Source organism: Enterococcus sp. E4-223 (assembly GCF_035727065.1).
GTDB classification, from domain to species: domain Bacteria; phylum Bacillota; class Bacilli; order Lactobacillales; family Enterococcaceae; genus Enterococcus_B; species Enterococcus_B faecium.
Window position 1 is genome coordinate 36,561 of the sequence record NZ_JAPMLH010000007.1, and the last position, 16,666, is coordinate 53,226.

18 protein-coding genes are annotated in these 16,666 nt (G+C 37.4%); 13 read left to right on the forward strand and 5 right to left on the reverse strand.

Translation table 11 applies throughout. The features are described from left to right. Positions 1–91: 91 nt before the first annotated feature. The 10 genes from truA to OS139_RS10235 all read left to right on the forward strand — a co-directional run bounded on the left by truA (position 92) and on the right by OS139_RS10235 (position 9,861). Positions 92–835 (forward strand): tRNA pseudouridine(38-40) synthase TruA, encoded by a 744-nt coding sequence (truA, locus tag OS139_RS10190; protein WP_002331960.1) that lies wholly within the window; start codon positions 92–94, stop codon positions 833–835. Positions 836–1,068: 233 nt separating this feature from the next. After that, positions 1,069–1,902, forward strand: coding sequence for a peptide-methionine (S)-S-oxide reductase MsrA (gene msrA, locus OS139_RS10195; RefSeq protein WP_002307856.1), 834 nt, complete (start codon positions 1,069–1,071; stop codon positions 1,900–1,902). Between the two features lie 113 nt (positions 1,903–2,015). Then, positions 2,016–2,972, forward strand: coding sequence for an aldo/keto reductase (locus OS139_RS10200; protein ID WP_442784198.1), 957 nt, complete (start codon positions 2,016–2,018; stop codon positions 2,970–2,972). Positions 2,973–3,260: 288 nt separating this feature from the next. Beyond that, positions 3,261–3,959 (forward strand): FadR/GntR family transcriptional regulator, encoded by a 699-nt coding sequence (locus OS139_RS10205; RefSeq protein WP_002331959.1) that lies wholly within the window; start codon positions 3,261–3,263, stop codon positions 3,957–3,959. Positions 3,960–4,108: 149 nt separating this feature from the next. Continuing rightward, entirely contained in the window at positions 4,109–5,425 is a 1,317-nt protein-coding gene (locus OS139_RS10210) for a PTS sugar transporter subunit IIC (RefSeq protein WP_002307860.1), read from the forward strand. Between the two features lie 16 nt (positions 5,426–5,441). Continuing rightward, complete coding sequence (locus OS139_RS10215; RefSeq protein ID WP_002331958.1) at positions 5,442–6,857, forward strand: glycoside hydrolase family 1 protein; 1,416 nt, start codon at positions 5,442–5,444, stop codon at positions 6,855–6,857. 463 nt (positions 6,858–7,320) lie between these two features. Beyond that, on the forward strand, positions 7,321–7,641 hold the full coding sequence (locus OS139_RS10220; RefSeq protein ID WP_002287582.1) for a PTS sugar transporter subunit IIB: 321 nt from the start codon (positions 7,321–7,323) through the stop codon (positions 7,639–7,641). Positions 7,642–7,666: 25 nt separating this feature from the next. Next, the gene (locus OS139_RS10225) at positions 7,667–7,984 is read left to right on the forward strand and encodes a PTS lactose/cellobiose transporter subunit IIA (RefSeq protein WP_002299897.1); all 318 of its coding nucleotides are present in this window, start codon (positions 7,667–7,669) and stop codon (positions 7,982–7,984) included. Positions 7,985–8,012: 28 nt separating this feature from the next. Further along, a complete protein-coding gene (locus tag OS139_RS10230; RefSeq protein WP_002287577.1) occupies positions 8,013–9,266 on the forward strand; it encodes a PTS sugar transporter subunit IIC in 1,254 nt (417 codons plus the stop codon). 130 nt (positions 9,267–9,396) lie between these two features. Next, a complete protein-coding gene (locus OS139_RS10235) occupies positions 9,397–9,861 on the forward strand; it encodes a GNAT family N-acetyltransferase (RefSeq protein WP_002287575.1) in 465 nt (154 codons plus the stop codon). A gap of 28 nt (positions 9,862–9,889) precedes the next feature. Here OS139_RS10235 and OS139_RS10240 read toward each other — a convergent pair whose 3' ends face one another. The 4 genes from OS139_RS10240 to OS139_RS10255 all read right to left on the reverse strand — a co-directional run bounded on the left by OS139_RS10240 (position 9,890) and on the right by OS139_RS10255 (position 13,904). Further along, positions 9,890–10,210, reverse strand: a complete 321-nt coding sequence (locus OS139_RS10240; RefSeq protein ID WP_002287574.1) for a YrhK family protein — start codon at positions 10,208–10,210, stop codon at positions 9,890–9,892. 30 nt (positions 10,211–10,240) lie between these two features. Beyond that, entirely contained in the window at positions 10,241–11,374 is a 1,134-nt protein-coding gene (locus OS139_RS10245) for an alcohol dehydrogenase catalytic domain-containing protein (RefSeq protein ID WP_002299903.1), read from the reverse strand. A 650-nt stretch (positions 11,375–12,024) separates the two neighbouring features. Then, a complete protein-coding gene (locus tag OS139_RS10250) occupies positions 12,025–13,719 on the reverse strand; it encodes an oleate hydratase (RefSeq protein WP_002299871.1) in 1,695 nt (564 codons plus the stop codon). 56 nt (positions 13,720–13,775) lie between these two features. After that, entirely contained in the window at positions 13,776–13,904 is a 129-nt protein-coding gene (locus OS139_RS10255; protein ID WP_002287569.1) for a hypothetical protein, read from the reverse strand. Here OS139_RS10255 and OS139_RS10260 point away from each other — a divergent pair. The 3 genes from OS139_RS10260 (at position 13,903) to OS139_RS10270 (ending at position 15,070) form a co-directional block, all read left to right on the forward strand. After that, entirely contained in the window at positions 13,903–14,151 is a 249-nt protein-coding gene (locus OS139_RS10260; RefSeq protein ID WP_002321251.1) for a hypothetical protein, read from the forward strand. The two genes, OS139_RS10255 and OS139_RS10260, sit on opposite strands and share 2 nt — an antisense overlap. A gap of 191 nt (positions 14,152–14,342) precedes the next feature. Further along, positions 14,343–14,708, forward strand: coding sequence for a DUF1622 domain-containing protein (locus tag OS139_RS10265; protein WP_002287567.1), 366 nt, complete (start codon positions 14,343–14,345; stop codon positions 14,706–14,708). After that, positions 14,705–15,070, forward strand: coding sequence for a DUF1622 domain-containing protein (locus OS139_RS10270; protein ID WP_002307868.1), 366 nt, complete (start codon positions 14,705–14,707; stop codon positions 15,068–15,070). The genes OS139_RS10265 and OS139_RS10270 overlap by 4 nt, the downstream gene beginning before the upstream one ends. A gap of 91 nt (positions 15,071–15,161) precedes the next feature. Here OS139_RS10270 and OS139_RS10275 read toward each other — a convergent pair whose 3' ends face one another. Next, on the reverse strand, positions 15,162–16,589 hold the full coding sequence (locus OS139_RS10275) for a helix-turn-helix domain-containing protein (RefSeq protein WP_002287562.1): 1,428 nt from the start codon (positions 16,587–16,589) through the stop codon (positions 15,162–15,164). Positions 16,590–16,666: the final 77 nt, after the last annotated feature.

The window sequence follows — 16,666 nt, forward strand, 5'->3', positions numbered from 1 at the left end:
GACATCAATAGTTTGCAAGCTACGCTATTTAGATTATGTTATACTCATGAAGCAAATAAATTGTAACTGATCATAAGGGAGTTAAATAAATATGAGAAACATCAAGTTGACAATCGAATATGACGGAAAAAGATATTCAGGATGGCAAAGACTTGGAGATGACGATAAAACCATTCAAGGAAAAATCGAAAAAGTATTGCATCAGATGACAAATGAAGAGATAGAAATTATTGGTTCAGGAAGAACAGATGCTGGCACCCATGCGCGAGGACAAGTAGCAAATTTTAAAACAAACACAGAAATTGGACTGGCAGAAATGATCGACTTTATGAATCGTTACCTTCCGCGGGATATTGTCATCAAAAGAATCGAAGAAATGCCTGAGCGCTTCCATTCAAGATATAATGCGGTGGGCAAAAAATACAGCTATTATGTTTGGAACGACGTGATTCCTTCAGCATTTGAGCGAAACCACAGCTTTTATTTCCCTCAAGAGTTGGATATGGACAAGCTGAATGCAGCTTGCGAAAAATTAGTGGGTACACATGATTTCATTGGTTTTTCTGCATTGAAAAAATCAAAAAAATCCACAGTGCGTACGATTGATGAATTATCTATCGAACGAAAGGGAGAAATGCTTCATTTTACTTTTGTCGGAGACGGATTCTTATATAAAATGGTGCGGATTATCATGGGGACATTACTAGAAATCGGCACAGGTGCCATGCCGATAGAAACAATCGATGAAATATTTGAAAGCAAAGTGCGGCAACATGCAGGAGAAACCGTCCCTGCACAAGGTCTGTTTTTGGATGAAGTTTATTATCGCTCATAAAAAAGAATCATCTTTACTCGACTTCTGAGAACTGGAGAACATCCCTTTTTTCAGAGGTCGTTTTTTAGTTAAACCAAACCATAGAGTATGCTTTTTAAGATAAAGATCATCTTATATCATCTGAAGCTGCTTATCTTCTTTGAATAAATACGATTCAATCGCTTATTTCCTCACTTTATGATAAATTACAGCTAAAGTCACTAGCTTGTCTTCTTCGGAAAGGAGGAGAATCTATGGATGAGGAACAAATATTCATTCAAACACTTTATAATCTGATTTTGAATCCGAATACACGAGATTGGGAACGAAAAGTATTGATTCAGATAAAGAATGACATAAGAGAAAATATATCCGTTAAAGAACAGTTATCAAAACTAGAAGCAACACTACGTCCATTAGCTATCCGAATGAATCTGACGCCTGATGTAATGGACTTTTATTTATTGATTACGGAAGGATTTGATAAGGAGCAAAAATATGACTTTTCCAAGCATGCCATGCAAGATGCTGACTATCAAGAACGTGCAGTATTTGCAGGGGGATGTTTCTGGTGTATGGTCGAGCCGTTTGAATCGAAAAAAGGGATCCTATCTGTTTTGTCAGGATACACGGGCGGACATGTTGAAAAACCAAATTATGATCAAGTAAGTGGTGGTTACACAGGTCATGTGGAAGCTGTGAAGATCATTTATGACACAAGAGAAATAAGTTATAGCGAGTTGCTGACAATCTATTGGCAAATTACTGATCCCACAGATACATTTGGACAATTTCAAGATAGAGGGAAGCAATATCGTCCAGTGATTTTTTATCAAGACGAACGACAAAAAGAATTAGCGGAACAATCAAAACAGAAACTAGACAGTTCAGGGACTTTCCACCAACCAATCGTCACAAAAATCGAACCAGCCGGTACGTTTTGGCCAGCAGAAAACTATCATCAGCAATTTTACAAAAAACAACCGAAACGCTATAAAAAAATCCAGCAAGCACGTAATCAATTTCTGATCTATCAACGAGTAAAAAACAAATGGCAAAAAAATATACGAAAAAATCATTTTGAGTAACTCCTTTTCTTTAAAATGTAGTAAACTAAAAATAGAAAACAAGAAAGCGTTTTAAAAAGATTTGATGAGGAGGAGAAAAATTGTATATTGCAGATAGTGCACGTTATGAAAAAATGGAATATCGTAAATCCGGTCATTCAGGTTTGAAATTACCGATTTTATCTCTCGGATTATGGCAAAATTTTGGTGATTATGATCCTATCCATAATCAAAGAGAGATTTTAAGAGGCGCATTCGACATGGGAATTACCCATTTCGACCTTGCGAATAATTATGGAGGCCCTGCTGGAGCTGCAGAGAAAAACTTTGGGCGTATTTTTAGAGAAGATTTTCAAGCCTACCGTGATGAACTGATTATTTCTAGCAAAGCAGGTTATCATATGTGGGAAGGGCCATATGGGGAATGGGGCTCTCGTAAATCCATCATTTCAAGTTGTGACCAAAGTCTCCAAAGAATGGGACTAGATTATGTTGACATCTTCTATCATCATCGCCCAGACCCTGATACACCTTTGGAAGAAACAGCAGAAGCGTTGATGCAACTTGTAAGACAAGGAAAAGCATTATATATTGGTATATCCAACTATAATGGAGAAGATACAAAAAAAATGACTGAAATTTTAAAAAGAAAGGAAGCACCGTTCATTATTCATCAGATGCGCTACAATATGTTTTCTCGTGCACTACTAGAAGACGATCTATCTCCAGTATTAGAAGAAGAAGGGCTAGGGGCAATCACGTTCAGTCCGCTTGCTCAAGGGTTGCTGACAAATCGTTATCTACATGGTATTCCTGAAGATTCTAGAGCACATCGTAAGGAAATACCATTCCTTTCAGAAGAACAAGTTGGATCAACTCTGGAAAAAATCAAAGCACTGCAAACAATCACCGTATCACGAGGACAATCATTAGCGCAAATGGCCCTTGCATGGAATTTGCGACAAAAATCTGTTACAAGTGTACTGGTCGGAGCAAGTCGGTTAAGCCAGTTACAAGAAAGTGTTCGAATGATGGATAATTTAGATTTCTCACCAGAAGAAGAATTGAGAATCGACCAAATTCTAGAATAGAAACGATGTAATCAAACTTTTTATCCATATATTAAAAAAAACAAAAGATGACATCAAGAATCGAATGAAGATCGTCTGTTATTGAACATCATATTTTTTGTCGTTCAAAATAAAAATGATCGAAGGCTAGGAGTGAATTTTATCCTAGTCTTTTTTATGGTAAATATCTTCTTCGTTTGTATGTCTATGAACGGATTAATCAATTTTGTATACAAAAAATCATCAGATGATTCAAACGTGTTATAATAATTACGAAAAAATACATCAGATGAAAAGGAGGTATGTGGTTTGGAAGAAAATAAAACCCTAGTAGAAGTAACTACTGACAAGATCCTTAGATATTTAAAGGAAATGCAGTTGCAAGTAGGAGATAAATTGCCGAATGAATATGAATTGTCCGATTATTTAGAGGTGGGGCGAAGCACGGTGCGAGAAGCTGTGCGGGCTCTAGCTTCCAGGAATATCCTTGAAGTTCGGCAAGGAGCGGGGACATTTGTCAGTGATAAGCGAGGGATTGCCAATGACCCACTCGGTTTTTCTTTGATTGAAGATCAGGATCGGATGATACGAGACTTATTTGAACTGAGATATTTATTGGAGCCTAAGATGGCAGGTTTGGCAGCGGAATATGCAACGAAGAATCAAATCGTCCAAATGAAAAAATTAACGCAAAAGATTGAAACTTCTTTTCGAGAAGGCACACAAGAACATGTTCAATTAGACATCGATTTTCATACGATGGTTGCAGAAGCTAGCGGAAACGTAGCCTTGCTACATATTATCCCAATCATTAATGAATCAATTGCTTTGTTTAATAAAAATTATGATATCCAGCATCTGAAAATCGAGACGATCGATATTCATACAGAGATCGTTCAGGCCATCGAAAGGCGGAATGCACTTGCTGCGTTTGATGCAATGACTGTCCATATGGCAATAAATCGGAGAGAATTACAGAAAATAATAGGAGAAAAAGAAACTAATTGACAGTTCATCTGATGTATTTTATGATAAATACATCAGATGAATTTTTGTTTTATATTTGGTAAAAAAGAGGAGTAAATAGTTTCTGTTCAACAAAATGTAAGCGCTGACTAATAGTCAAAAAGAGATGACGTCAAGGAGAAGAAGCAGGAATGAGGGGATCTGGAATGAGTTTTATGGATAAATTAGCCAATGTTTTAGGGAACGTGGCAACGAGAATCAATAATTTAAGGTATATCATGGTGATAAAAAACGCATTTGCTGCATTGATTCCGGTAATTATTACGGGTGCTTTTGGCACATTGTTTTCAGCAATGGTCTTTGACTCGGAAAATGGCTTAGCACAGATAAGTTTCTTGCGTTTTTTAGAAGAATTAAAGCCTATCGCATCTGCCATCAGCTATGTCACACTAAGTTTCTTGACCATCTATGCTGTTTTTCTGATAGGGATCGAATTAGCCAAGCTGAATAAAGTGGATGGTGTATTCCCTGGTATCATCGCAGTGATGTCTTATTTATCTGTTAATCCAACTGTTTATGAATTAGTGAATGAAAATCAGACTGTTATAGTAGAAAACGTATTGGCTAAACAATATACAGACACGAAAGGGTTATTTTTGGGAATGTTGGTCTCCATCCTTTCTATTGAACTTTATTGCTGGTTGAGGAAACAGAAGAAACTACAGCTGAGAATGCCTGATACCGTGCCAACGAATGTTTCTGCTAGTTTTTCTGCTTTATTCCCGACGATTCTGACTGTATCGGGTATCGCGGCTGCGGGATTTATCATCAAAGAACTTACAGGAATGTACCTTTATGATATCATTTACAATGTCGTACAACGACCATTAGAAGGTGTCGTACAAGGGTTACCGGGTATTTTGCTATTGATGTTTATTGCGCAAGTCTTTTGGGTGATTGGTATCCATGGAAATCAAATGGTGAAGCCGATACGGGAACCGTTGCTTTTAGCGGCAATTGCTGTAAATACGGAAGCTTTTGAAGCTGGAAAAGAAGTACCGAACATTATTACTATGCCATTTTGGGATATGTATATGAGTATGGGTGGGTCTGGAGTCACGATCGGTTTACTGATTGCAGTATTGTTAGTTGGAAAACGGGAAGATATGAAACAAATCACCAAGTTATCCCTTGCTCCTGGGATCTTCAACATCAATGAACCAGTTATTTTTGGTATGCCGATCATGCTGAATCCAATTTTAGCTATTCCGTTTATCTTAACGCCTCTTATCACAGGAACGATTGGTTATTTTGCAACCGCTTTAGGATTTGCGGCGAAAGCAGTTGTAATGGTCCCTTGGCCAATGCCGCCGATCGTCAATGCTTATCTAGCAACAGCAGGAAATATCGGTGCAGTTATTACGCAACTTGTTTGTATTATTGTTTCTATTTTGATCTATCTGCCATTCGTAAAAGTAGCAAATCGTGTGGAAAATGATGGGGTCTAAAAAACAGGAGGGAATCATGAAAATTACTATTCCAAAAAATTTTATTCTTGGTGCTGCATCTTCTGCTTGGCAAACGGAAGGTTGGAAAGGAAAAAAAGAAGGACAGGATTCGTTTATAGATAGCTGGTATAAAAATGAACATTTTGTTTGGCATAATGGGTATGGCCCAGCCGTAGCAACTAATTTTATGGAACAATACCAGCAGGATGTGGATCTGATGAAATCCATCCATCTGACACATTATCGGACTTCTATCAATTGGGCTCGTTTTTTTACTGATTATGAGAACTGTATAGTAGATGAAGAATATGCTCAGCATATAAGTGAAATGATCGACTCTTTGATCGAAGCAGACGTAGAACCGATGATTTGTTTGGAACATTATGAAGTCCCAGCTTTTCTTTTGGAAAAATATGATGGCTGGTCTTCAAGAAAAGTAGTTGATTTTTATGCTAAGTATGCTCAAATTGCCTTTGATCGTTACGGTGTTAGGGTAAAAAACTGGTTTACATTCAACGAACCAATCGTTCCCCAAACGCGTTGCTATTTGGATGCTGTTCGCTGGCCGCATGAACAAAACACAAAAAAGTGGATGATGTGGAATTATCATAAAGTTTTAGCAACGGCTAAAGCAGTAGAGATTTACCGCAGCGGAAATTACGGTGGAAGGATTGGCTGTATTTTAAATCCTGAAATGGTCTATGCTCGATCCAATTCTCCAGAAGACCAAAAAGCTGCTTATATGTATGATTTGTTTTATAATCGAGTATTTTTTGATCCGATGGTAAAAGGGTACTACACAGAAGAGTTCCTGGAGTTGTGTCAAAAACAATCGATTTATTTCGATCCTGCAACAGAGGATTTAGAAACGATTCAGCATCATACAGTAGATTTCCTTGGAATCAATCAATATTATCCTAAACGTGTTCGCGCTCCTCGTTATCAATGGAATGAAGAGACACCTTTCCATCCAGAACGATATTATGAGGTCTTTGATTTACCTGGGAAGAAAATGAATAATTCCAGGGGATGGGAAATCTATCCGAAAATCATGTATGATATAGCCATGTATCTAAAAGAAAATTATCATAATATCCCTTGGCTGATAACAGAAAACGGTATGGGAAGAGAACATGAAGAACAGTATATGGATGAGAAAGGAATCGTGCAAGATGATTACCGTATCGAATTTATCGGACAGCATTTGCATTACTTGATCAAAGCAACAGAAGAAGGCGCAAATTGCGAAGGCTATATGTTATGGGCATTCACTGACTGTGTGTCACCAATGAATGCATTTAAGAATCGATATGGATTAGTTCGAATCGAATTGAACGATGAACGAAGCAGAACATTGAAAAAATCTGCTTCGTGGTATCAGACTTTGATTGATAAGAGAGAATTGGATTTGCCTGACGAAATCTATAAATAAATAGAAGTTTTTTGTAGATGTTCATTGTATTTACTGGTTATTTGAAATAAAAGAGGTTGTGAATCCAGCGTTTTGAGCTAATACCCAGGGTCAGCTGATTGAACACCGTTTATTGAGAGGTTGTGAAAAAGCTGTCCTACATCAAGTAATAAGAACAGCAAAGTAAAAACAACATCTTATGTTTTTAACTTGGTTGGACTTATTACCGCAGATGCAAGCTTTTGAATACCGTTTATTCGAAAAAAGTTGTGACAAGTTTTGTGTCACAACTTTTTTTGTGCACGTTAAAAGAAAAAAGGTAATAAAAATTAATTTGTGTGTTTAGTGTGCGCTTTCTTTTTTAGTGTGTATGCAACTTGGTATAGACCTTAAATGTGATGATATCAACTTTTTAAAGCGCTTTTAAAGTTGGCACGCTACTTGCTTATATACAAGTGTAAGTATAGAAAGGAACGTGTTTAAAATGGAAAAGAAAACAATCATGCTTGTATGTTCAGCTGGAATGAGTACAAGTCTCCTAGTCACAAAAATGCAAAAGGCAGCAGAAGCAAAAGGAATGGAAGCAGACATCTTTGCTGTATCTGCTTCAGATGCGGATAATCAACTAGAATCTAAAAATGTAGACGTTTTACTTTTAGGACCGCAAGTACGCTTTATGCAAAATCAATTTGCTGAAAAGCTAGCACCTAAAGGCATTCCTTTAGATGTAATCAATATGGCTGACTATGGCATGATGAATGGTGAAAAAGTACTCGACCAAGCAGAAAAACTAATAAACAAATAATAAAAATTATCGGAGGATACAATAAATGGAAGATCAAAAAAATCTAGAAGCCATCATGGGTCTGATCATGTTTGGCGGAAATGCAAAAAGCGATGCAATGGAAGCGATTGCTGCTGCGAAAAAAGGTGATTTCAATTTAGCAGATGAAAAAATCAAAGATGCAGAGGAATCTTTAGTCCAAGCACATCACTCTCAAACAGAGATGCTGACACAAGAAGCACAAGGAAATCACGTTGAAGTCACGCTTTTGACGGTCCACAGTCAAGATCATCTGATGACATCTATAGCTTTTACAGATTTAGCAAAAGAGATCATTGATCTGTATCGTCGATTGAACGCGTAATCTACAGTAAAGAAAAGAGGGAAGATTTATGGATAAATTTGTTGCATTTATGGAGAAACATTTTATACCTGTAGCATCAAAAATTGGTGCACAACGGCATTTAGTTGCGATTCGGGACTCATTTATGGTGAGTATGCCGTTAATGATCTTAGGAGCATTAGCAGTAATGATCAATAACTTACCGATTCCCGGGTTCCAAGAATTGATGAACTCAATTTTTGGTGGTGAATCATGGAAAGGATTCGGGGCTGCTGCTTGGAACGGTACATTTGCCATTCTTTCTGTCTTGATTGCTTTCTTGCTTGCTTATCATTTAGCTAACGGCTACCGAAAAGACGGTGTTTCCGCAGGTGTGATTTCTTTAGGTTCTTTCTTCGCTTTAGGCGGAGCATTAGGTATGAGCTCAAACGGTTTGTTTATTGCTATTATTGTTGGGATTATTTCAACAGAAATCTTTGTACGTTTAAGCGGAAATGAAAAATTGATCATCAAAATGCCTGATGGTGTGCCACCGGCAGTTGCAAAAGCATTTGCTTCATTACTACCAGCAATGATCACTATCTCTGCGTTTGCTTTAGTTGCTGCAATTTTTGCTGCATTCGGTGTTGATGATATCGTAGGTTCTTTCTATACAGTGGTCCAAGAACCATTTATGGGACTTGCAAACTCTTATCCATCTGCCTTACTGCTTGCATTTATCACACCATTCTTATGGTTCTTTGGTTTACACGGAGCGAATATGGTCGATCCTTTGATGCAAACAATCAATGCGCCAGCCATTGAAGCAAACGTTAATGCAATCGCAGCTGGACATAGCGCACCGTTTATCGTGAACAAACCTTTCTTTGACAGCTTTGTCAACTTAGGAGGAACAGGTGCAACTTTAGGTTTACTGTTAGCTATTTATTTAGTAGGACGTAAAAACAAACCATATATGGTTGTAACAAACTTGTCGATTGCACCAGGTGTCTTCAATATTAATGAACCAACGATGTTTGGGTTACCTATCGTGTTGAACCCGATCATGTTCATTCCATTTATTTTGACACCAATGGTCTTAGTTAGTGTTGCTTACTTTGCGACTTCTACAGGTTTAGTGCCAGCAGCTACCGTTATGCCTCCATGGGTAACTCCACCAATTATTGGCGGTGTATTGGCAACAAAAAGTATTGCAGGTGGTGTGCTAGCCGCTGTCAATTTGGTTCTTTCTATTTTGATCTATCTACCGTTCGTCAAGGTAGCTACGATCCAAGAAAGAAGAAAAGAAGCTTTAGATGCTTGATTAATCAAAAAACGGAGAACAAGTGATTGTTTTCCGTTTTTTTTTTACATCACTATTGTTGTCATTGCTAATTTTCATAAAGACTTGTATAATTTTTGTAAACGTTTTATTTTAGTCGGAGGTTTAAACATTGGTTACATATAACTGGATCAAATTAAGAGAACACCCAGAATTAGTAAAACAAAGCGCGAATTGGTTTTCATCAAAATGGGGAGTTCCTGCTGTTGTGTATGAGGAAAGTATTCGTACTGGAATCGCTAATAAGGAAAGTATTCCTCAATGGTATGTGGTCTTAGATGAAAAAGAAACCATCGTCGGAGGAGCGGGCGTTATTGAAAACGACTTCCATAACCGCCCTGATTTGACACCAAATCTTTGTGCCCTGTTTGTTGAACCGGAAAAGCGTAAGCAGGGGATAGCCAAGCGGATATTAGCGGAAATCAGAAAAGAAATGCATCAACTTGGGTACGAAAAACTTTACTTAATTACAGATCATACCACGTTTTATGAACGATACGAGTGGACATTTTTGACAATGGTCAAGGAAGAAAGTGGGACGACCGCTCGTCTGTATCAAAGTGATACGATAGGGTGAAAAAAGAGGCATGAGATTTGAAAAATTCTCATGCCTCTTTTTTTTTGCTTGTTCTCTTCATTGCTTTTTTTTCGTCGTAAATAAAAATGTTCCTTACGATTCTGAGAATAGGACGAATCGTCAAGAAAATAGCACCAGCCAAATAAAAATAGGTGCCATATCGATCGGGGATTTTAGTTAAGGAAGCAAGGCTTCCAAAAATATAGAAAATCCCGGTTAATAAATCGACAGCCAGTGAGATCAATGTGTAACGATTTTGGAAATAGAAGCGGAAGCGACGTCCTCGTATTTCGATATCTTCTTCTTTTCCTATTTCGATCTCATGGGTATTTCGTTTGATTTTGGGCATAAAGAAAATCACCTGTATTTTTTACTGAATTCAAGGTTTCAAAACAACTTTTATATTTTTATCTTCTTTTTTGTCAAAGATCTCATATGCTTGTGCTGCTTCTGATAGTGGCAGCGAATGAGTAATGATTTGTGTAGGATCGAATAGTCCTTCTGCAATCATTTCGTAAATTTTTGGCATTAGATGGATAATTGGTGCCTGTCCATGCTTGACAGCGATATCCCGCATAAAAAATTCTTGCAGCGGGTAAGAAGAAGCTGGAGTCATATAAACACCAGTTACTTGGACTGTTCCAAATTTTTTGACAGCTTGCGATGCCATCTGTAATGGAGAGATTGTGCCGCTTTGTAAGCTTACTAAATTTTTCGCTTTTTCTTTGACAGGCTCTAATCCGTCCATTCCTACACAATCGATAATGACATCTGCGCCACCTTTAGCCAGTTCATACAATTCTGTTCCAGCTTGTGCCGTGTCTTCTAAGAAATAAGTTTCAACCCCATTGTAATTAGCCGCTTTATCTAGACGGTGCTGTACTGGATCTACTGCGATTACGCGCTCTGCTCCAGCCATAACAGCGAATTTTTGAGCGAATAGACCGACTGGACCAGAACCTAGAATCACAACTGTATCGCCTTTTTTTACTCCTGCGTTTTCAACGCTCCAATAAGCTGTGGGCAAAATATCTGATAGAAATAAAACTTTTTCATCAGGAAGATCATTATCTGGTACAACAAATGAAGTAGAGTCTGCATAAGGAACTCTTAGATATTCCGCTTGACCACCCCAATGATTACCGTTCAACTTGCCAAATCCGAAAAGCCCGCCATATAACTGATCTGGATTTGATTCATCACATTGGCTTTCCATGTGATTCAGGCAGAAATGACAATGACCACAACTAATATTAAAAGGGATAACCACACGTTGCCCTTTTTTCAATGTTTGAACTTGAGATCCCACTTCTTCAACGATTCCCATTGGTTCGTGTCCTACAACATACCCTTTTTCCAAAACTGCTTCACCATGATGGTAAAGATGCAGATCGGAGCCGCAAATGGCTGTTGCTGTGATACGGATGATTGCATCTGTTGGTTCTAATATTTTTGGATCATCTACGTTTCTGATTTCCATTTTCTGTTTTCCTTGCCAAGTGACTGCTTTCATTGGAGATGCTCCTTTCAGATTCATAAAATTGTCTGCATTATTAGTACTACAGATAATTTCATTTTAAAGGAGAACTTACCTTTTTGATAATGAAACGCTTTTTTTCTTAAATGAAACATTCTATAGTCTTATGTATTTGTGTTCGGAGAGGTGTGTTTCCGATTTTTTAGTGTAATGGTAATCATTGAAATAGTTGTATCCGTTAGATGATGTTGGATTGGCAAGAGAGTAAACGTTGAAAAAATGGTTGTTTTCAAAAAGAAACAGACATAAATAAAAAGAGGTTATGACAGAAGGGATCAGTTTCTCGGTATTAAGTCAAATTTATGCAAAAACGTGAGGAACCATTTTCACAAAATTTTTCTTCATACTCGAAACTAAACGACTTTTTCATAACCTCTTGGTAAACGGTGTTCAAAAGCTTGCATCTGCGGTAATAAGTCCAACCAAGTCAAAAACATAAGAAGCAGTTTTAGCTTGGGTGTTCTTATTACTTGATGCAGGGCAGATTTTTCACAACCTCTTGGTAAACGGTGTTCAAAAGCTTGCATCTGCGGTAATAAGTCTAACCAAGTCAAAAACATAAGAAGCTGTTTTAGCTTGGCTACTCTTATTACTTGATGCAGGGCAGCTTTTTCACAACCTCTTGGTTATTCAAACATTTTTTTTGCGGCACGAGCTAGAGTAGGAATATCTTTGTCGTAACGCGGTGTTTTGACAAGACGGGACATAGGAATACCCGCAAAATGGAAAGCAGCGATTTCTCCAGAACGTACAGCACTTTGTTCAGTAAAGATCATCTGATAAGGCTGCTCGACAAATTCTCCTGTAAAGGCCAGATTGGTCGAATGTTTAGGAATGACTTTTGGCCGATCGCTTTTGGCACGATTATTGAACAACGCGGAAGCATAAGGCATATAGACAGGGATATTATTTATCACGCTGTCGAAAATTTCTGTTTCTTTTTCACGAATATTTACTGGTCCAGGATCTACTTTTGAAAGTTGTCCGATCAGTTCTTCTAACATTTCTTTTCCATTCATTTTAATATACTGTTTATCCACAAATTCGCCACGTCGTCTTGGATAAAGGAAATAACCCCAAATAACTGTTTCATTTGGTTTCTGAGACGTAAAATGCGGTTGATGATGCACGACGATAGACATATTGACATCTTTTTGGCCTAACGGCGTGATCGGTGTGGTTGAAATAAATGAATTCAAGGCATTTCCTGGTTCTTGAGTCGTGATACGGGTGATTTCATTCAACAACAAATGGTTTTTCGTCGTCAGGGTAAAGCTGACCCATTCGCTTGCATCTCGATCAGCAAAGAATTTGTCAGGATTTCCCAAGTTGTAGAAACGTTCACTGGCTTTTTTCCAGAGACTAGAAGCTGCACCATAATCCATATTTTCTACAGCTGGTGTTTCGTAATCTCCTAAAGTAGCTGAATCTGTAATGGACCCATTAGTGAAAATAACTGCTGTATCTTCATCGACCACAACGTGTTCTTCTTCTTGAGTCAGTGTATTGGTCATTTTCAAACCAGTCACAGTGATTTCATCTTGCATCGGTGTTTCTTTGAATTCCCAGTCAGTGACACGGCGGTTCAAAATGATTTTGCATCCTTGTTCTTTCAAGTACTCGATCAAAGGAAGCATAATACTTTCGTATTGATTGTAACGTGTTCGATTGACGCCCACTAGATGTTCGATTTGAGTGAATTCATAAATCATTTGATGCATATAGCGACGCAATTCTTGAGCAGAACTACGTGTTCTAAAAGCAAATGTTGTTTCCCACATAAACCAGAAGTTTGTTTCAAAAAAGTGTGGATCATCTTTGAAATATTCTTCGATAGTGATATTGTCTAGTTTTTCTTCTTCTGAATCAGGCATAGCAATCAGTTTAGTCAGAAGAATACGGTCTTTATTATTGAATCCCAGTTTTCCGCCATCAATGATTCCTTTGCCACCTTCCATCAAACGTGCTTTGTCAAAGGTTCGGTGTTTTGCATCAAAATCTCTCGTATCTTCTTCAGCAGTCATCCCTGGCTCAGTAACAGAAGGTATTCGACTTAACAGATCCATCAAATCTACATAGGTACGGTAATTAAGCATGCGACCGCCTCGAGCAATATAGCCTTTTTGGTTTTCTAATGGATGGTTTTTATTCCAATATTCATCCACTACAGTGTCGGTCGGTGCACCATCATTTGAACCGTGATCATCCAATGAATAAAAGGTGATCTGATCCCCTTTCCATTTGCCTTCTTGAATCAAATAAACAGCCGCTGCCATATTGGCAATACCGGCACCAATCATTATTGCTTTACTTTTTCTCATTGTGATTCCTCCAATGTCTTCCAAGTATGTCCGTAGTGATTCAACTAAATAGGATGCTAGATTGATTCGAATTCATCATATAAATGACTGTCATCTTCGAATAGTCCTGTCTTTTTTCCTAGATATGCAGCGCCAAGGGCAAGCAAACCTAAACCGATGCCGACTTTGATTAATTTTTTACTCATGAAAAACGCCTCCTTGTTTTCTCTTTCTATATCCAAGGATAGTTCGTTTTTATTAGAATGCCAAATGATAGGACGAGAAGAAAAAGGAAATTTTGACAAAAAAGAAGAAGTGTCTGATTTTCCTGTAAATAAAAATAGGGTAGGTAAGAAGAAAAGATTTGAGGAGGTGTATGGTTCTATTTTTAGAAATTTGGGTACAAAAAAAGCACCGAGACAGTGCTTCTTTGAAAAGCTGATGACGGACTAAGCCTTATTTTAACTTGCTACGTTGTTTTGGATACTTCCACGATTTATGGATGGGGGGAGAAAAATGGGAGAGTGAAAAAGAAAAATTTAAGCGAACCGTTATCATTAGAACAACTTTTAAATAGACGAACAAGGTAACTTTCTTTTACAATAAAAGAATAGGAACAAATTAAAAGAAAGTAGGTAGCGTATATGTTTCGCTCAAATTTAATTGAATTTCTAGAATGGATCATTGCTATTTTAAATATTTGTTCTATCGGTATCTTAATTGTCGGGATCGTTCTTGTTCTATTCAAACTTTTTGATTGGTCTCATGTCAAGAAAAACTATGCAGAACGTAATACTCGTAATGCAGATACAAGAAAATTGCTAGCAAGTTATATTTTGTTAAGCTTGGAGGTACTAGTCGTTGCTGATATCATCGAGTCAGTTATCAAGCCGACTTGGACAGATATTTTGAAGCTTGCACTTATTATTATCATTCGAACAGTCATTTCTTATTTCTTGAATCAGGAAATAGAAGACAAAGAAAAACAAAGAAGAGGAGAGGTAGGATGACGACAGAGTTGATGCAGTTTCTTCTTCCATATTTTGAAAAACTTGTACTGGGACTTGATATCTTTGCTATCTGTTTATTGGTTTGGGGTGTTTGTCTATCAATCAAGGATTTTTTGAAATATTTATTTGTCCATACAAAAGTACAAAACGACCGAGTCAGCGAGAACAATGCTATTAAAAAGATGTTGGGAGGCTATATACTTCTAAGTTTGGAAATTCTTGTTTCAGCTGGGATCATCGAATCGATTATCAAACCTACCTTGCAGGATATTTTTCAACTAGCGGCGTTGGTAGTTATCCGAACCATCATTTCTTATTTTTTAAATAAAGAGATCGGACCCGTAGATGTCCAAAATAAGTGAGGTTGTGAGCCTGATGTGTATCAAGAGATTGTTACAGAAATGGGCATCTTCAACAAATAAGAGGCTGTGACATGATTTTTGTCACAGCCCCTTATTTGTTTTGCACAGCTGAAATGATAGCTCGATCGATCGTATTGATCGAAATAGGAATAATATTTTCATATTGGACCGCATCTGGTGTATATAATGTACGTTCACATAATACCCGGTTTGAGGACTGCTGCGCATACTTCTTTATATCAGATATACTTGAATAAATTGTTGGTGCAACTTGAAAATCGAAAGTAGTTACAGCTTCCAAGGCTTCCCGATAAATCAGATAATGAACATCCGAATTTGTGACGATATAGATAGTCAGATGTTCTTTTGTCAGACGGAGAATTCCGCTCAATTCGATCACAAAAGCCCGCATGCAATTAGGATTCAACCGTAGATCATAAGGTAACTGGCTGGACCAGCTGGAAAAAATTGTCTGGACTTCTTTATATAAATTTGTCTGTTCCTCATTTAAAAGATAAAATTTTTCTGGCATGAATAATTGATAGTTATCCCAAGCCGAACGCATCAGATGAATCAGCGCACGTTCGAATGGTTGGTTTCCGAATAATTCTTGATTGAAGTGAGATTCAAAGGTAGCAACTAGTTCTTTTATTTCGGGAGTATTGTCAATAAACACTTGGTGTAGCTGTTGAAAGTCTTCCGCAATCAACTGATAAGAATGGAAACCATAATTACAAAGATTGAATAGTGTCAAAATAAAGGCGAATTCTTCTTTTTTATAATAGGTTTGGAAATCAGTGTTTTCCCATGCTGATTCGACATAATTGTAAATAGGACGTTTTTTGATTTCTTCGATAAATTTTGAATCTATTGTCACAGCACACACTTGCTGGCGTAGGAAACTGATAGCAAAACCAATCGATAAGATTTCTTTATTTTCTTTATCATAAAATCTGCCACTATTTTCCGTTACGGATTCAATGAAACGATCGGCACGTTCAAAAAACGATTCAGGTAGCTCCCAAGAATTAAAACCGCCTAAACGATACGACACATTAAGAAGCAGCAGACGTCTTTCCATTTCAGTGAATCGAGGGGAGTAGCGGTCGATTTCGATCCCGCAGTCATTAAAATAAGCTAATACTTGTTTTTTTAATGAATAAGCTTTGCTGACAGAGATGAATTCACATTCAGTTAATTGAAGATAATCAGGTTCATCTTCTTCCAAATAAAGCAGACAAGTTTTTAAAAACAACGAATTTTGAGACAATTGCTGCATGATCTTGCATCGAGGTATATGTTCTGAAAAATATAAAGTGTAACGGTCCTTTTCCCGATGTGTATAAGCGATCTGTTCTTCAAATTCTTTTTTTATGTTATTGATATCATTGAGCAAAGTGGTTTTGCAAACATGCAGGAGATTGGAGAGCTTTTCTAGATTGACTTCTTTATTTACATAGAATTGCCCACATAAAAACAGCTGTCTTAAAATATTTTTCTCAATATATTCTTCAATCATAGTAGAGCCTCCGCCTTGTATTTTTTTGCACAATATGGGAAATATTATGACATGTTTTCTTTTTGAAATCATCAGTT

Excerpts from the sequence above, each read along its gene's own strand:
- truA (WP_002331960.1), top strand. The coding sequence starts at position 92 with ATGAGAAACATCAAGTTGACAATCGAATATGACGGAAAAAGATATTCA.
- msrA (WP_002307856.1), top strand. The coding sequence starts at position 1,069 with ATGGATGAGGAACAAATATTCATTCAAACACTTTATAATCTGATTTTG.
- OS139_RS10200 (WP_442784198.1), top strand. The coding sequence starts at position 2,016 with ATGGAATATCGTAAATCCGGTCATTCAGGTTTGAAATTACCGATTTTA.
- OS139_RS10210 (WP_002307860.1), top strand. The coding sequence starts at position 4,109 with ATGAGGGGATCTGGAATGAGTTTTATGGATAAATTAGCCAATGTTTTA.
- OS139_RS10215 (WP_002331958.1), top strand. The coding sequence starts at position 5,442 with ATGAAAATTACTATTCCAAAAAATTTTATTCTTGGTGCTGCATCTTCT.
- OS139_RS10220 (WP_002287582.1), top strand. The coding sequence starts at position 7,321 with ATGGAAAAGAAAACAATCATGCTTGTATGTTCAGCTGGAATGAGTACA.
- OS139_RS10225 (WP_002299897.1), top strand. The coding sequence starts at position 7,667 with ATGGAAGATCAAAAAAATCTAGAAGCCATCATGGGTCTGATCATGTTT.
- OS139_RS10230 (WP_002287577.1), top strand. The coding sequence starts at position 8,013 with ATGGATAAATTTGTTGCATTTATGGAGAAACATTTTATACCTGTAGCA.
- OS139_RS10240 (WP_002287574.1), bottom strand. The coding sequence starts at position 10,210 with ATGCCCAAAATCAAACGAAATACCCATGAGATCGAAATAGGAAAAGAA.
- OS139_RS10245 (WP_002299903.1), bottom strand. The coding sequence starts at position 11,374 with ATGAAAGCAGTCACTTGGCAAGGAAAACAGAAAATGGAAATCAGAAAC.
- OS139_RS10250 (WP_002299871.1), bottom strand. The coding sequence starts at position 13,719 with ATGAGAAAAAGTAAAGCAATAATGATTGGTGCCGGTATTGCCAATATG.
- OS139_RS10260 (WP_002321251.1), top strand. The coding sequence starts at position 13,903 with ATGAAAAACGCCTCCTTGTTTTCTCTTTCTATATCCAAGGATAGTTCG.
- OS139_RS10255 (WP_002287569.1), bottom strand. The coding sequence starts at position 13,904 with ATGAGTAAAAAATTAATCAAAGTCGGCATCGGTTTAGGTTTGCTTGCC.
- OS139_RS10265 (WP_002287567.1), top strand. The coding sequence starts at position 14,343 with ATGTTTCGCTCAAATTTAATTGAATTTCTAGAATGGATCATTGCTATT.
- OS139_RS10270 (WP_002307868.1), top strand. The coding sequence starts at position 14,705 with ATGACGACAGAGTTGATGCAGTTTCTTCTTCCATATTTTGAAAAACTT.
- OS139_RS10275 (WP_002287562.1), bottom strand. The coding sequence starts at position 16,589 with ATGATTGAAGAATATATTGAGAAAAATATTTTAAGACAGCTGTTTTTA.